The sequence below is a fragment of the Clostridiales bacterium genome (assembly GCA_012512255.1).
Classification (GTDB): Bacteria; Bacillota; Clostridia; order Christensenellales; family DUVY01; genus DUVY01.
Window position 1 is genome coordinate 1 of record JAAZDJ010000130.1, and the last position, 14,565, is coordinate 14,565.

Genomic DNA, 14,565 nt, shown 5'->3' on the forward strand with positions numbered 1-14,565 from the left:
ATTTGATATGCCGATATCGGCCCCAAAATTTTATCCTGTATGGTATAGGTTAATTGATTTGTAAAATCGGCGTCTTCGCACACCCAAGAGCTGACCAATAAGCTGGAATTTTCTTCGCTACCGTTTAAGTCAAAATGGTCGTTTTTATTGAGCCTTTTGGATATCGCTATTGTGTCAAGAATATATGGATAATAAACTCTTGACCACATAGACGCGTTAAACATAGACTCGGCAGGCGCGCCCAAAACGCCGCTTCCGTATGTTTTATTGACGCTGTATTTAAGGTCGCCCGCCGTTTCTATTAATTTGTCCAGCTTGTCCACATCCGGAATATCAAAAGCCAGTATCTTTTCGTCGCCCACCGCGCAATAAAGATGGACCGTGGGCTGATAGTTGTTGATAATAAACTCCATCATGACTTCGTTAAAAGCCGCGTTCGCGGAGTCTAAGGGTTTGTTATAGCTTTGCGCCATAAAATATTCGCGGCCGGGTTTGTCGTCCAAAATAACCTGATAACGATTTTTAAAAACCGAATAAGGCCGGGCAAGCTCAACATCCCCAGGTATTGCGGCGACATAGGGAGAACGCCCTTTCACATACGAGCCTTCTATGCTGATTTCTCCGGGCCAATTAAAGCAAGGATAAAAAATAACCCTTACCCTTAAGCGCCTGCTTGCCGTAATTTGTATGCCAAGCCCTTGCTCCCCTTGTCTTATCCATTTGACCGACAGCGGTCCGCTGATAAAATGGGCGTAACTGCCGTCATTGGAATATACGCTGTATTTTGAATGCGCGGTTATAAAGTCTTGGTTTTCCATCCATTTGCGCCCGTTAAAATATGTAACCTTAACGCCCCATAACGAGCCATATTTGCCTGCCAGCATAGCGCCGTTAATAGCCGAATAGTCCAATCCCGCGCCGATTATATATTTTGAGGGATAATTGATATTTCTTATAGCCGGGCCTTTGGGCTCTTCTTTATGGAAACTTTCCAAAAAAGGCGGTCTGAATGTAAAGCCGTATTCTTTATTTATATATCTCATAGTAAAAACAAAAACCTTATTTTTATCATTTATTGATTATTAAAAAAAATTATACCATAAATCAAATCCCTAAGCCAGATATTGATAGCCTTTTGTTTAATATAACAACCTTGCGTTGTCGGGTAATGTCAAAATTTTATCTTTTTGAACCTGAATTTTGTAAACTTCCCTCAAAAGATTTTCATCGGGGATTATATAAATCCTTTTATCGGACCAGATAGTTTCGCACTCGGCGCTAAAAATCCCGGTGAAAAGTTTGGTCATGACTTCGTGATTTACCGTAACCGTCACAGCCGGCGCGTCCATAGACGCAAACAAATCCAAAAGGTCCGCCCGTATCTTGTCGGCGACCGCAAAGGTGGACAAAATCCTGCCCGATCCATGGCAGACCGTGCATTCGTCTTGAACGCAGCTTGAAATATCGTTGCGTATTTTTTTTCGGGTCAATTCCACAAGGCCAAGTTTGGTCATCCCCAGCAGCTTGCATTTGGTTCGGTCTCTTTGCAGCGCCTTTTCCAAAGCTTCCAAGACCTTATGCTTGTGCTCGTTAAGCTCCATGTCTATAAAATCAATTACCACTATTCCGCCGATGTTTCTCAACCTCAATTGACGGGCTATTTCTTGGGCGGCTTCCAGGTTGACTTTAAAAACGGTATCCTCCAACTGGTTGCTGTCGCCGATATACTTGCCGCTATTGACATCAATAACGGTAAGCGCTTCGGTCTTATCAATAACCAAATATCCGCCGCTTTTTAGCCAAACCTTGCGGTCTAATAACTTATCAATTTTTGGACGGAGGCCGTAATATTTAAACATATCGGTCTTGCCCGTATATAACTCCAGCTTATCCGCGCAAACGGCAAGACTTTTTACCAAATGCTCGGATATTGTGTCATAGACTTCTTTTGAGTTGGTAATTATATGTTCCACGTTTGAGTTAAGCATATCTCGGACCATTCGGGCGACCAAATTGCCCTCTGTATAAATCAATTCTTTTGGGCGCGCTTTTTTGTATCTTTCTTGGATTGTCTCCCATAGGGCGCGAAGCTGTTTTATTTCCGCCACTATCTCTCTTTTGGACATCTCGGGCGCGACCGTCCTTATTATATAACCGTAGCCTTTAACAGCGTGCGCTTTGACAAGCTTAATAAGCTTTTGCTTGACTTTTTCGTCCGTAATTTTTCTGGACACGCCCAAAAAATCCAATGTAGGCGTCATTACCACGCTTCTGCCCGGCAAGGATATATTGCAGGAAATGCGCGCGCCTTTGGTCCCGACCTCGTCTTTTACGACTTGGACCATTATTTCATCGCCTTCGGATATTGTAAGTTTTTCGGGAATTTCTATCTCGTGATTTTGAAGCTCGGCGCGGTCAAATACCATATCGCCCACATACATAAAAGCGTTTTTTTCCAGTCCGATGTCAACAAACGCAGCCTGCATGCCCGCCAACACATTGACCACTACGCCTTTGTAAATATTGCCTACCAATTTCCTTTGGGAAGAGGATTCAATATAAAACTCGGCTAGCTCGCCATTTTCTGTCATAGCAACGCAGACATTGTTAGAATTCACATCTATGTAGATGCTGCTTTTTTTAATCAAAATATTCCTCTGTAAAATTGGTTTACCCAAATATTATACAATTTTTGTCTAAAAAAGTCCATATGTTTAAAAAAAGATGATTTTGTTCCATTTATTTGGTATTTTTGGCAAAATAAAATAAATTAAACTATTTTGACTTTAAAGCGTCTTTTATCGGAGTCATACAGTCATTATTTGAAAACAGCTCTTCTATTTGGGTTTCTGTTAAAGTGATTATATTGTTCAATTTATTGTCAAACACCCTTACATAATAGAAATACGAGGGAGAAAACATCCTAAATATTTGACCTATGGGCGTATCGGCGCTTACCGCGATTTGCCTAATTTGCAGGCCTTTTTTTAGGTTTTGGGTTCTAAAAGCGCGGTTGTATATGCGTATATATCTTTCTTTTTTTTCGCCCGCAAGCGCGCACAAAAACACAAAAACGCCCAATACGCAAAAGCTTATGTTAACCTCAAAAAACGCCGAAATAATAAAAAGCGCTATTAAAGCGCAGCCCAATATAAGCCCTGTGATTTTTATGATTTTATACGCCTTGGATTGAGGCATTTTTTGGGACAATAGGCAAAACATAATCCTGCCCCCGTCCAAAGGAAAAACGGGCATAAAATTAAATAACGCGTTGATTATATTGGCATAGACAAACGCTTGGGTAAAAAAATACGAAGACGGGATAAGCCACCAAACCGCCGTAAAAATTATGGCGACTATGAGATTGGTTATAGGTCCCATTGCCGCTATCTTTATCTCTTCGGACGGCTTAATTCCTTCTAAGCTGCCTTGGATTACCGCGCCGTAAGGCATAAGCTTTATTTCATTCAAGGCATAGCCGAACCTCTCCGCCATTGCCGAATGTCCCATCTCGTGAATAACCACAGCCACGGTGTAAGCCAAAAAATCATAGGCGCGCCCTAGCGCCGCCATCAAAAGCCCTAGTAAAATAAAAAGGGGATGAACGCTAAATTTTAATCCCATTGCGCTTTATCTTTTAGGCTTATTTGTTCGCCGTCTTTTAGCAAACAAAACGCCAATTGTTCGCCCGCCAAAATACCTATTGGAAAACCTTTTTTTACGGTTTGGCCTGTCTTGACGCCTGTGTATTTAATGCCTGTATATTGGCTTATTATATTGTTTTTGTGCTTGATTTGGATTGACAAAACGCCGTTATTTTTGGTTACGTTAATCACTTGGCCCGTTTCCGAGCTATATACAAGCGGGTCTTGGTCCATTGTAAGCAAAGCGTTGTAGCCGTCAAAGACAATATTTTGGGTTTTTAGGGGCGCTCCAAACTCCAAAGGCGCGTTATCCTGGGAAAAAATCAAAGCGATTTTTTGTTTTAGGGGCAGAGCGTCTTCTTGGATATTAAAAATCTTGATGTTATAACTTACCGCGGATTTGACCGCCGAAGAAATATCTTTTAGCGTAGGAACTTGGGAAAACAGCAATAACAGCGCAAAAATAAAACCGCACGCAAAAAATCGCATGGCCAATCCAAAAAAAACGCCGCTAGAGCTGTCTTGGGGCTTGGGTTTTAGTACAGGTTCGTAATACAAATAGCGGTTGGAAGTAATTTTTGCATGCGCCTTTTTTAACGCGTCGTATTTCATAAACCTTGCCTTTTTTTCGTTCTTTTTGTAAATTATATGCTTAACAATCCTTTGAAAATAACCAAGCGTTCATAGGCGTTTTCGACAAAAACAACAAATTTAAATATTCTTTACTACGCGCCGGCATTATGATATTATAGGTTTAATAGTTTTTTACGAAGGATAAGGATAAACATATGAATATAGCGATGATAGCCCATGACAAAAAGAAAGACGATATTGTAATGCTTGCCATCGCTTACCGCCAAGTGTTAAAAAACCATACTATTTACGCCACGGGCACTACGGGTAAGCTGATCGCCGAGGCGACAGGGCTAGACATAATCAGATTCAAATCGGGACCGCTTGGGGGCGACCAGCAAATAGGCGCGATGGTGGCCGACAACGAAATAGATTTGGTCATATTTTTTAGGGATCCCCTAACAGCCCAACCGCACGAGCCCGATGTGTCCGCGCTTTTGAGGCTGTGCGATGTGCATAATATACCGCTTGCCACCAATCTTGCCACGGGCGAAATAATGATGATGGCGCTCTCAAGAGGCGATATCAATTGGAGAAATACTATCAAAAAAAGGGATTAATTTATATCCAACAATCTCGGAATCCTTTTGTAAAAAATAGGCGTCGCCAAAATTAAGACTATCAGGCTTATCAAATCTCCCAAAAGATACAAAGGCAGGCTAAGCGCCGCGGCGGTTATTACGGCTTGAGATTGATTGAGATAAAAAGACAAAATCATAAGCATATAAGGCGCGCCAATCAAATATACCCCAAAAATACCCGCCAAACATATTAAAAATGTTTTTAGATAATCCGAAACTTTAATTTTTGACAAATAAAAATCTTCAAAAAGATAATCCCTTAATATCCCGCAAATAAACGCGCACAAAATAAAACCCAAAATAAACCCAAAAGACGGCATAAAAACATAAGTTATTCCGCCGCCGCGGGTAAAAATAGGAATGCCTATAAGTCCCAATAACATATATATCGCTTGGCTCAGCGGCCCCCATTTTTTGCCCAAAAACAATCCCGCCATGCAAGCAAAAAAAGTTTGCAAAGTTATATCAAGCATAGGAAGAGGAATTTTGATAAACCCTCCAGCGCAGGTCAATGCGCAAATTAATGCGGTCGCGGCGATTTTGAAACTTATTGATTTATATGCGCTTTTGGATACTTGGCTTGTTTGGGACATAAATAATCAAATCCTTATATTAGTTTATGCGCATATGATAGCACAATATATTCTAGATTGTAAACTAAATAAGCATATCTGGTTTACAATTGCCGCTTACAATTGCCGCAAAAAATTTATGCAAATCAATATCTTTAATATTTCGACATATTATGATATAATTATTTAAAATGTTAGATGATCGGATTGGGATGGAAACGGATAACAGCAAATTAAATTCTTTAATTTTGTTGTTTGTCTTTGACAAAATGGATGTGCCTCTTACCGAGAGCACAATCTTAGAAATGTGCTGTAGCCGTAATAACTGGATCAACTACATGGAATGCAAGCAGGCCTTTAATATTTTGTTGAAGAATAACTTTATTACCATGATCTCTTCTTCCAAAGGGCCTGTAAGCGCATCGGGCGCGCCCACGATAGAAAGCGCATACGCGCTTACGGTGGACGGCAGGATGTGCCTTTCGCATTTGTTTTATTATATACCGGCATCTTTGCGCGCAGAGATTGTGGATTATGTGGCCGAAAACCGCATGCATTACAGAAGAAGGCAAGAATACACGAGAGATTATTATATGAACGAGGACGGCACTCATACCGTGGTCTTGGGCATAAAAGACCCAACCAAACAATTATTGGAAATTAAAATGAATGTGGACTCTAGGGCGACCGCAAAATCCATATGTAACAAATGGGACGAAAAGGCCTCGCAGATCTTCGCAAGCCTTTACGAATTATTGGACGAATAAATAACAAGCGCCAGGGCAAAGCCTGGCGCCTTTTTTTTATTCTAGCTCTTGGATTGATTTTTCAATTTTTTGTATTAGTTTTTGGTATTTTTCCACTTTGGCTTTTTCTTGTTCTACCAAATCTTTGGGCGCTTTTTGGACAAAGCCTTGGTTGGCTAGCTTGCCTTGGGCGCGGGCCAATTCGCTTTTTGCTTCTTTTAGTTCTTTTTGCAGCCTTGCCATTTCCACGGTTTTGTCCACAAGGTCCAGTATCGGTATATATACTTCGCACAAAGGCGTTATGACTTGTGCGCATTTTTCGGGCTTGGAAGTGACAATTTCAATTGACTTGCCCATGCCGAGTTTTTCTATATATACAAGCGATTCGTTGATAAGCTTTTGGTTTTTGAGCGGCAAAATATAAATAGAGGTGCGTCTGTTTTGGGGCACTTTCATTTCAGCCCTTAATTCCCTTATGCTTTTTATAACGGCGATAATCTCCCCGAAATCCTTGTAAGCTTTTGCGTTGTGGTATTTCGCGTTAAATTCGGGGTATTTTGCCTTAATTATCAAACCTTCTTTGGAAGGCAGGTGCGAATATATCTCTTCGGTCACAAAAGGCAATATGGGATGTATCAGCTTCAAAATCTCGCCCAAAAGATATATTAATACCGACATCGCGCCGACCTTTTCAGCCTCGTCAGCGCCGTATAGCTTGGGCTTGGCAAGCTCAATATACCAATCGCAAAAATCGTCCCAAATAAATTCATACATATACTTTAGGGCGCGGTTTATATTGAACTTGTCCATATTTTTGATGACATTTTTGACAAGCTCGTTCCATTTATATAATATCCATTGATCCGCGTTGTTTAGTTTTATTTGGTCTAAGTCTTTGTATTCTATCTTTTCGGCGTTAAGGAGGACAAACCTTGCGGCGTTCCAGATTTTATTGATAAACACCCTGTCGGTCGCGATCTTGTCTTCGGAAAACTTTATATCGCTGCCCAAGGTCGTGCCCCAAAGCAAAGAAAACCTGACAGAGTCCGTGCCGTATTTTTCTATCATTTCCAAAGGGTCAACGCCGTTGCCCAAAGACTTGGACATCTTGCGCCCTATCTTGTCCCGCACTATGCCGTTGATTACGACATCCGAAAAAGGCTCTTTGCCCATAAACTCAATGCCCGAAAATACCATTCTGACAACCCAGAAAAATATAATTTCGTGGGCGGTGACCAAGACATCGGACGGATAAAAATAATCCAAGTCTTCGCTCTTTTCTGGCCAGCCCAGAGTGGAAAAAGGCCATAACGCGCTGGAAAACCAAGTGTCTAAGACATCGGGGTCTTGGGTTACGGTCCCGCCGCATTTTGGGCAAGTATTTATATGCTCGCGGGATACGGTCATTTCTTGGCAAGCGTCGCAATAATACGCCGGAATGCGATGACCCCACCACAATTGACGCGAAATGCACCAATCTTTTATATTTACCAGCCAATGCCTGTATATCTTTTCAAACCTCTTGGGCGTAAACCTTAGCTTGTTTTGGTCCAAGACATCCAAAGCCGGCTTGGCAAGTTCCCTCATCCTGACAAACCATTGCTCTGAAATTATGGGCTCTATTACGGTATCGCAACGATAGCATTGACCTATATTATGCTTGTGCGGCTCTATTTTTTGCAAAAGCCCTTGGCTTTTTAAGTCTTCCACGATAGCGACTCTGGCGCTGTATCTATCCATGCCTTGATACTTGCCCGCAAGCTCGTTCATTGTCCCGTCGTAATTCATTACCCTGACGGCTGCGAGATTGTGCCTTTGACCGACTTCAAAGTCGTTGGGGTCGTGGGCGGGCGTTATCTTTACCGCGCCCGTGCCAAAATCCTTGTCCACATAATCGTCGGCTATAACGGGAATGCGCCTGTTCATAAGCGGCAAAATTACATATTTGCCTATTAAGTCCTTATACCTGGGGTCCGTAGGGTTGACCGCGACCGCCGTATCGCCCAGCATTGTTTCGGGCCTTGTGGTCGCGACTATTATATATTCTTGGGAATTTTCAACGGGATATTTTATATGCCAAAGGTGAGAATCCGACGGCTTGTAGTCCACTTCGGCATCGGACAAAGCCGTTTTGCAATCGGGGCACCAATTGATTATGCGGCTGCCTTTGTAGATGTATCCTTTTTCGTAAAGGCGGACAAACACTTCCAAAACGGCGCGCGAACGCTTCTCATCCATTGTAAAAGCCAGCCTGTCCCAATCGCAAGACAGGCCCATTCTTTTGGACTGTTCCACAATCCTGCCGCCGTATTTTTTATACCAATTCCAAGCGCGCTCCAAAAACTTTTCGCGGCCCAAATCTTGCTTGGTCAAGCCATCTTGCGCCATTTGCTCTACGATTTTGACCTCGGTAGCTATGGAGGCGTGGTCCGTGCCGGGCAGCCAAAGCGCGTTATAACCTTGCATTCTTTTATATCTGATAAGCACGTCTTGCAAAGAAAGGTTAAGGGCGTGCCCCATATGAAGCTGCCCTGTTATATTGGGAGGCGGCATTACAATAGTGAAGGGTTTTTTGGACTTATCGGCCTTCGCCTTAAAACAGCCGCGCCTTACCCATTCGTCATACCATTTTTGCTCAAACCCAGAGGGATTATATGTCTTGTCCAGCTCATAGTTATTCATAGTTTTTTTGGTCCCTTTTGTCCTTATTTGATTATAGAAAAAATCAAACCCGCAAGCACCAACAAAAAGCCCGCGAACTTGAAAGCAACAAGCGTCTTATCAAAGTCTTTGATATCGTCCGTTTTTTTGATTTTTTGGACAATTTTTCGGGCGAAGACTGCCGTCAAAAGCCCCGCCACAGCCAAAACAAGACCGACAATGACATTCCATTGAACAAGCCTTTTTGCTAAGCTGTCCAAAAAATTATTGGCGACACCCAAAAACATAAAAAAGCAACTCTTTTTTTCCAAAAATTATTTAAAACATTATACTAGAAAAATATCAATAAATCAAATTAAGAATACACGGTTTGGGGATTGGGATTTTCGTTTTTAACAAAATCAGCTTTTTACACATTTACCTAACCCGTTTAATATACTGTCAATATAAGCCAACGTAAAGAGCGACATATGAAGATAATTTTGTGTTTGGATAGGGTCAGCCATACTTATCATTCAAAACTCGGCGAGACTTTGGCGCTAAAGGATATTAGCTTTTGCCTAAGCGACGGGGAATTTTTGTCTATTGTCGGGCCTTCGGGCTGCGGCAAGACCACAATATTGTCATTGATAAGCGGTTTAATAAAGGCGTCCAAGGGCCAAATTGTCATTGACGGCAAGCCCGTTACCACTACCAACCGCGATACGGGATATATGTTCCAAAGAGACCATTTGTTTGAATGGCGGACCATAAGGCAAAACATAACATTGGGTCTGGAAATACAAAAGAAAATGACTCCCCAAAATCTAAAGATGGTTGATGAATTAATAGAAAAATACGGGCTGAAAGAATTCGCCAATAACTATCCGCGCTCGCTAAGCGGCGGAATGCGTCAAAGGGTGGCGCTTATCCGCACGCTTGCCACCTCGCCCAAGCTGCTGCTTTTGGATGAGCCTTTTTCGGCTTTGGATTTCCAGACACGACTTTATGTTTGCGATGATGTCTATAAAATAATCAAAAACGAAAAAAAGAGCGTAATACTCGTTACGCACGATATAAGCGAGGCTATAAGCCTAAGCGATAGGATTATTATGCTGACCAATAGGCCCGCCGCTATCGCGCATGAATATGTTTTGGATATGCAAGAGTGCAAAACGCCCCTGGAAAGAAGGGAATGCAAAAAATTTGGATATTGGTTTGATAAGATATGGAAGGATTTGGAAAAACTTGATAAAGGCGATTTATAAAAAATGAAAAAGCAAGACCAAGCGTTATACTCGGAAGAACATAAAAAATACCTAAAAAATATCAAGACAAAGAAATTCTTAATACTTAGCGCGCAGTTTGGGATACTGATAGGGGTTTTGGTTTTGTGGGAAACGCTTACCCATTTTATGATTTTGGACCCGCTGTTTTTCTCCTCGCCCAGCCGCATAATAAAGACAGCGGGTGATATGTTCGCGACCAAAGAAATTTATGACCATATAGGCGTAACGGTCTACGAGTGCGTTTTGGGCTTTGGGATTTCAACCATAGTAGGCGCGCTTATCGCTATTGGGCTTTGGTGGAGCGATTACTTAAGGCGCGTGCTTGACCCTTATCTTGTGGTTTTGAACAGCTTGCCCAAAATCGCCCTAGGCCCCGCTATAATCGTGATAATGGGCTTGGGCGCAAAGGCTATCGTCACTATGGCGATATTGATTTGCATTATTATCACTATAACATCCGTGTTAAATGGGATGATGTCGTGCGACCCCGACAAAATTTTGCTGATGAAGTCAATGGGCGCAAGCAAATTCCAGATATTGTATAAATTGCTGTTGCCGTATTCTATCCCTAATCTTATTTCGGTTTTGAAAATCAACATCGGGTTGTCTTGGATAGGGACGATAATGGGCGAATATTTGACAAGCCGCGCGGGGCTTGGATACCTGATTGTCTATGGCGGACAGGTGTTTAAAATGGATTTGGTAATGACAGCGGTGTTCTTGCTTTGCGTTATGGCGGCGGGCATGTATCTATTGGTAAGCCTTATAGAAAAAAAGGTTTATAAGTCCAGATAAATGAAAAAGTATTGCAAAAAAAATTGACAGATTGTCAGTTTAGCTGAAAATGTTTTTTTAAAAAAATGCCGAAGCCGCTTGCCTTGCGGCTTTTTGTTAAAACATTTTTTGGCATTTAAAAAAACGGATTTATATTTTTTTTATAATAAAACCAAAAAAATATTATATTCTATTTAAGCCCTCTTTAACAGCTTGTTCGGCGACCGCGCGGCTTACATGGTCGCATACCCTTTTGTCAAACACATCGGGAATAATATAATCAGGCCTTAGGTCTTTATCGTCAATTATTCCGGCCAAAGCGTATGCGGCGGCTATTTTCATTCCTTTGGATATTTTTCGCGCCCGCACCGACAAAGCGCCCTTAAACACCGCGGGAAAAGCCAACACATTATTGATTTGGTTGGCAAAGTCGCTTCTGCCCGTGCCAACGACCGCGGCGCCGGCTTCGATCGCCAAGTCGGGCATAATCTCGGGAACGGGATTGGCCATAGCGAAAACTATCGGATCGGCATTCATCGACCTTATCATATCTTGCGACACTATATTGGCCGCGCTAACGCCGATAAACACATCCGTACCCTTAATGGCGTCTTTTAATTCGCCTTGTATGTTGTCTTTGTTGGTGATCGCCGCAAGCTGTTGTTTGGAAAAATCCAAGCCGCTTTTGCCGCGGTATAAAATTCCTTTTCTGTCAATTAATATTATATCTTTCACCCCGACCTCTACCAGCAGCCTGGTTATAGCCGCCCCGGCCGCGCCCGGTCCGCTCAGCGCTATTTTTATGTCTTTCATTTCTTTTTTAACTACCTTTAAAGCGTTAACAAGCGCCGCAAGAACGACTATGGCCGTGCCGTGCTGGTCGTCATGAAAAACGGGGATATCCAATTCTTCTATTAGGCGTCTTTCTATCTCAAAACATTTGGGCGCGGCGATATCTTCCAAATTAATGCCGCCGAAACTGCCCGCGATGTTTTTTACGGTTTTGATTATTTCTTCAGTGTCTTGCGAATCTATTACGATCGGGATCGCGTCCACGCCGCCAAATTCCTTAAACAGCGCGCATTTGCCTTCCATAACGGGCATGCCCGCGACAGCGCCTATATTGCCCAGCCCCAAAACAGCCGAGCCGTCCGTAATGACGGCTACAAGGTTGTGCCGCCTTGTGTAAACATAGGACAAATCGGGATCTTTGGTTATTTCCATGCACGGCGCGGCGACGCCCGGGGTGTAAGCGATAGACAAATCGTCTTTGTTATTGATTTTGGCTTTGGATATGACTTCAATTTTGCCGCCCCAGCGTTTGTGCGCCTCTAGCGCCTTTTTTGAGTAATCCATCTTATTTTGGTTCTCCCTTTGATAATTTGTAAAGAATATTAAGCGTTCTAAACACCATCGCGTCCGAAAACTTGCGCAAGTTAAGCCCCATCATTTTTTCTATCTTGTCCAACCTATATATAAGCGTGTTTCTGTGCATATACATCACGCGCGCCGTTTCGCTTATGTTAAGGCTGTTGTTTAAAAACTGCTCGGCGGTGTCCATAAGCTCGCGGTTTTTCAAAACGGCAAGCGCCGTCTTGTCCAAAGACATTTCAAGATATTTTTTTACTTTATCTTTGGGAATCTCTTCAAATAGTTTTATAAGCAAATAATCTTTGTAGGAAAACACTTTGGCCCTTTCGTCAATCAGCCTGCCTAGCCGCAAAGAAGACATACTATGCGAATACATTATGGGCAAGTCATTATAATCCTTGGCGATGCCGCCCACTCCGATATGCACGGTTTTGGACAGCTCTTGTTCTATGTTGTCGCATACCATATGGGCAAACTCGCCCGCCGATTGATAATCGTCTTCTTCGTCGCAAGTTTTTAAAACCGCGATATTGCCGCCCTGCATGGGCACTATGACATCGGGCTCTTGAAGAATTTCTTGAAGGTATTCCAAAATAAGCTTTATGTCTTTGGAAGCCGACAAAATATTAATTACATAAAACGCCCTGTCTTTTAGGTTGTATGCTTCTTTAAAGGACTGGATTTGATAAGATTCTAGCTTGTTGGACAAGAGCTCTTTAAAAAAGTCTTGTTTGTTAAGTTCTTTTTTGCCGTTTTGGACGCGTGATTCCAAAAGTTTGGACACCATATAAGCGTAGTTTTTGGAAACCTTGTTGGCGCCCGTGATTACGCCTATGTATTCTTTGTTATTAAGCGCTATTAAAAAATACGTAATATTGGATGCCTTATCAAGCGCGATTCCTTCGGAATTTTTTAGGCGCTCCAAGCTCATGTCAAATTGGTAAAGGTCTTTTTGGTTGTGCGTGCTTAATAACCTCTCGCCCGCGGGCGTGAAAATATCAATCTCAAGCCCGGTCGTTTGTTGTATGGATAAAATAACTTCTAAAATTTCCTTTAACATAAGACCTAAAAACTTCTCAAATGTTTTATTTCAAATGAGGGTTTTTTTCTATGTCGGAAATCTTATCAATTCGTCTTTGGTGCCTGCCGCCTTCGTATTCCGACGAGAAAAAAGCCTCTAATATCTCTCTTGCTACGCCGGCGCCTATTACCCTCTCGCCCAAACATAGTATATTGGCGTTGTTGTGGTTTCTGGCCGCCTTGGCGCTGTAAACATCCGTGCAAACCGCCGCCCTTATGCCCCGCACTTTATTGGCGGCAATGGATACGCCTATGCCCGTGCCGCACAAGAGTATACCTTTCTTGCACTCGCCTGAGGCCACCGCTTTGGCGACTTTTAGGGCGTAATCGGGATAATCAATGCCTTCTACCTCTTCAAAAGCGCCAAAGTCCTTAAAAGGAAGGTTTTTCTCTTGCAAAAATTCTATAACCGTTTTTTTGAGGTTTAAAGCTGCATGGTCGTTTCCTATGGCTATCAATTTTTGGTCTCCTTTTCCTTTAGTGTTTATATTATAATGCAAAATATCTTTCAAAGAGCTAGTTATTTTTTGATAAAAACTTAATTATCTTTTTTACGGCTTTTTCAATGTCCAAAGCCGTATTTATGTAATCTTGCATGTCGCCGCCGTATGGATCGGCTATGTCAAAACCTAAAACATCTTTCATTGAATAAATCTTTTTCGCATAAGGCTGCAAATACGCCTTTTGGTCTTGGGTCATCGTAAAGACAATATCGGCATTTTTTAACATTGACGGTGTTAAGTTTTTGGACTGCTTGGACCTTGGCGGCGCATAGCCTAAGTTTTTTAGGGCTTGTTTCGCGTTTGGATTGATAGGCTCTTTTTGGGCATAAAGTCCGGCCGAGGCCGCCTTGTAGCCGATAAGATTGCTTTTTTTGGACAATTGCTTAAAGATAACTTCTGCCATGGGCGAACGGCAGGTATTGCCCGCGCAAACAAACAAGATTTTTTTGGATGTGTCAGCTTTGGCCATAAAAAATCCTTTTAGATTATATTTTTCCCCGCCGCCTTTTTCATCCTTGAATTGACGCTTACGCCCAGCCCTTCCTCGCGGCAAGCATACGCGATAATGACATCGTATTCTTTTTCCAATTCCCTAAACGCCCTGAATAAGTTGCGCGCCGCGTCCCTCTCGTCTTTGCCCAAGCTATAAAATTTTTGGTATTCTTTGGGCGCGGGCAGCGCTTTGTCTATCGCCAAGATCACCGTTTTTAAATGCTTATGCTGGTTATACAG

The 14,565-nt window shown here is 42.4% G+C and carries 16 protein-coding genes; 4 read left to right on the forward strand and 12 right to left on the reverse strand.

The features are described 5' to 3' along the window. The 4 genes from GX756_06525 to GX756_06540 all read right to left on the reverse strand — a co-directional run. Window positions 1-1,043: hypothetical protein (locus GX756_06525; GenBank protein NLC17512.1), on the reverse strand; the 1,043-nt coding region annotated here is incomplete at its 3' end. Window positions 1,044-1,139: 96 nt separating this feature from the next. Continuing rightward, window positions 1,140-2,648 carry an Rne/Rng family ribonuclease gene (locus GX756_06530; protein NLC17513.1) on the reverse strand — a complete coding sequence of 503 codons (1,509 nt, stop codon included), beginning with the start codon at window positions 2,646-2,648 and terminating at the stop codon, window positions 1,140-1,142. A 127-nt stretch (window positions 2,649-2,775) separates the two neighbouring features. After that, entirely contained in the window at window positions 2,776-3,624 is an 849-nt protein-coding gene (locus tag GX756_06535; GenBank protein ID NLC17514.1) for a hypothetical protein, read from the reverse strand. Continuing rightward, window positions 3,615-4,256 carry a M23 family metallopeptidase gene (locus GX756_06540; GenBank protein ID NLC17515.1) on the reverse strand — a complete coding sequence of 214 codons (642 nt, stop codon included), beginning with the start codon at window positions 4,254-4,256 and terminating at the stop codon, window positions 3,615-3,617. The genes GX756_06535 and GX756_06540 overlap by 10 nt, the downstream gene beginning before the upstream one ends. Window positions 4,257-4,432: 176 nt before the next feature. Here GX756_06540 and GX756_06545 point away from each other — a divergent pair, with 176 nt between their 5' ends. Then, window positions 4,433-4,837, forward strand: a complete 405-nt coding sequence (locus GX756_06545; GenBank protein ID NLC17516.1) for a methylglyoxal synthase — start codon at window positions 4,433-4,435, stop codon at window positions 4,835-4,837. Here GX756_06545 and GX756_06550 read toward each other — a convergent pair. Continuing rightward, window positions 4,834-5,451, reverse strand: a complete 618-nt coding sequence (locus GX756_06550; GenBank protein NLC17517.1) for a biotin transporter BioY — start codon at window positions 5,449-5,451, stop codon at window positions 4,834-4,836. The genes GX756_06545 and GX756_06550 overlap by 4 nt on opposite strands. A 170-nt stretch (window positions 5,452-5,621) precedes the next feature. Between GX756_06550 and GX756_06555 the strand changes: the two genes are divergently transcribed. Continuing rightward, complete coding sequence (locus GX756_06555) at window positions 5,622-6,197, forward strand: DUF4364 family protein (protein NLC17518.1); 576 nt, start codon at window positions 5,622-5,624, stop codon at window positions 6,195-6,197. 36 nt (window positions 6,198-6,233) lie between these two features. On the opposite strand, the gene GX756_06560 is transcribed toward GX756_06555, so the two are convergent. Next, entirely contained in the window at window positions 6,234-8,858 is a 2,625-nt protein-coding gene (locus GX756_06560) for a valine--tRNA ligase (protein NLC17519.1), read from the reverse strand. Window positions 8,859-8,881: 23 nt separating this feature from the next. After that, on the reverse strand, window positions 8,882-9,124 hold the full coding sequence (locus tag GX756_06565; protein ID NLC17520.1) for a hypothetical protein: 243 nt from the start codon (window positions 9,122-9,124) through the stop codon (window positions 8,882-8,884). Between the two features lie 183 nt (window positions 9,125-9,307). Here GX756_06565 and GX756_06570 point away from each other — a divergent pair, with 183 nt between their 5' ends. Both GX756_06570 and GX756_06575 read left to right on the forward strand, forming a co-directional pair. Then, entirely contained in the window at window positions 9,308-10,084 is a 777-nt protein-coding gene (locus GX756_06570) for an ABC transporter ATP-binding protein (GenBank protein NLC17521.1), read from the forward strand. A gap of 3 nt (window positions 10,085-10,087) precedes the next feature. Next, the gene (locus GX756_06575; GenBank protein NLC17522.1) at window positions 10,088-10,900 is read left to right on the forward strand and encodes an ABC transporter permease; all 813 of its coding nucleotides are present in this window, start codon (window positions 10,088-10,090) and stop codon (window positions 10,898-10,900) included. 162 nt (window positions 10,901-11,062) lie between these two features. Here GX756_06575 and GX756_06580 read toward each other — a convergent pair whose 3' ends face one another. The 5 genes from GX756_06580 to GX756_06600 all read right to left on the reverse strand — a co-directional run. Beyond that, window positions 11,063-12,235, reverse strand: coding sequence for an NADP-dependent malic enzyme (locus tag GX756_06580; protein ID NLC17523.1), 1,173 nt, complete (start codon window positions 12,233-12,235; stop codon window positions 11,063-11,065). Window position 12,236: 1 nt separating this feature from the next. Beyond that, a complete protein-coding gene (locus GX756_06585) occupies window positions 12,237-13,310 on the reverse strand; it encodes a hypothetical protein (GenBank protein ID NLC17524.1) in 1,074 nt (357 codons plus the stop codon). Between the two features lie 25 nt (window positions 13,311-13,335). Continuing rightward, window positions 13,336-13,788 carry a ribose 5-phosphate isomerase B gene (rpiB, locus tag GX756_06590; protein NLC17525.1) on the reverse strand — a complete coding sequence of 151 codons (453 nt, stop codon included), beginning with the start codon at window positions 13,786-13,788 and terminating at the stop codon, window positions 13,336-13,338. 58 nt (window positions 13,789-13,846) lie between these two features. After that, window positions 13,847-14,302, reverse strand: coding sequence for a low molecular weight protein arginine phosphatase (locus GX756_06595; GenBank protein ID NLC17526.1), 456 nt, complete (start codon window positions 14,300-14,302; stop codon window positions 13,847-13,849). Window positions 14,303-14,313: 11 nt separating this feature from the next. Further along, the coding region (locus GX756_06600; protein NLC17527.1) for a hypothetical protein at window positions 14,314-14,565 on the reverse strand (252 nt) is incomplete at its 5' end.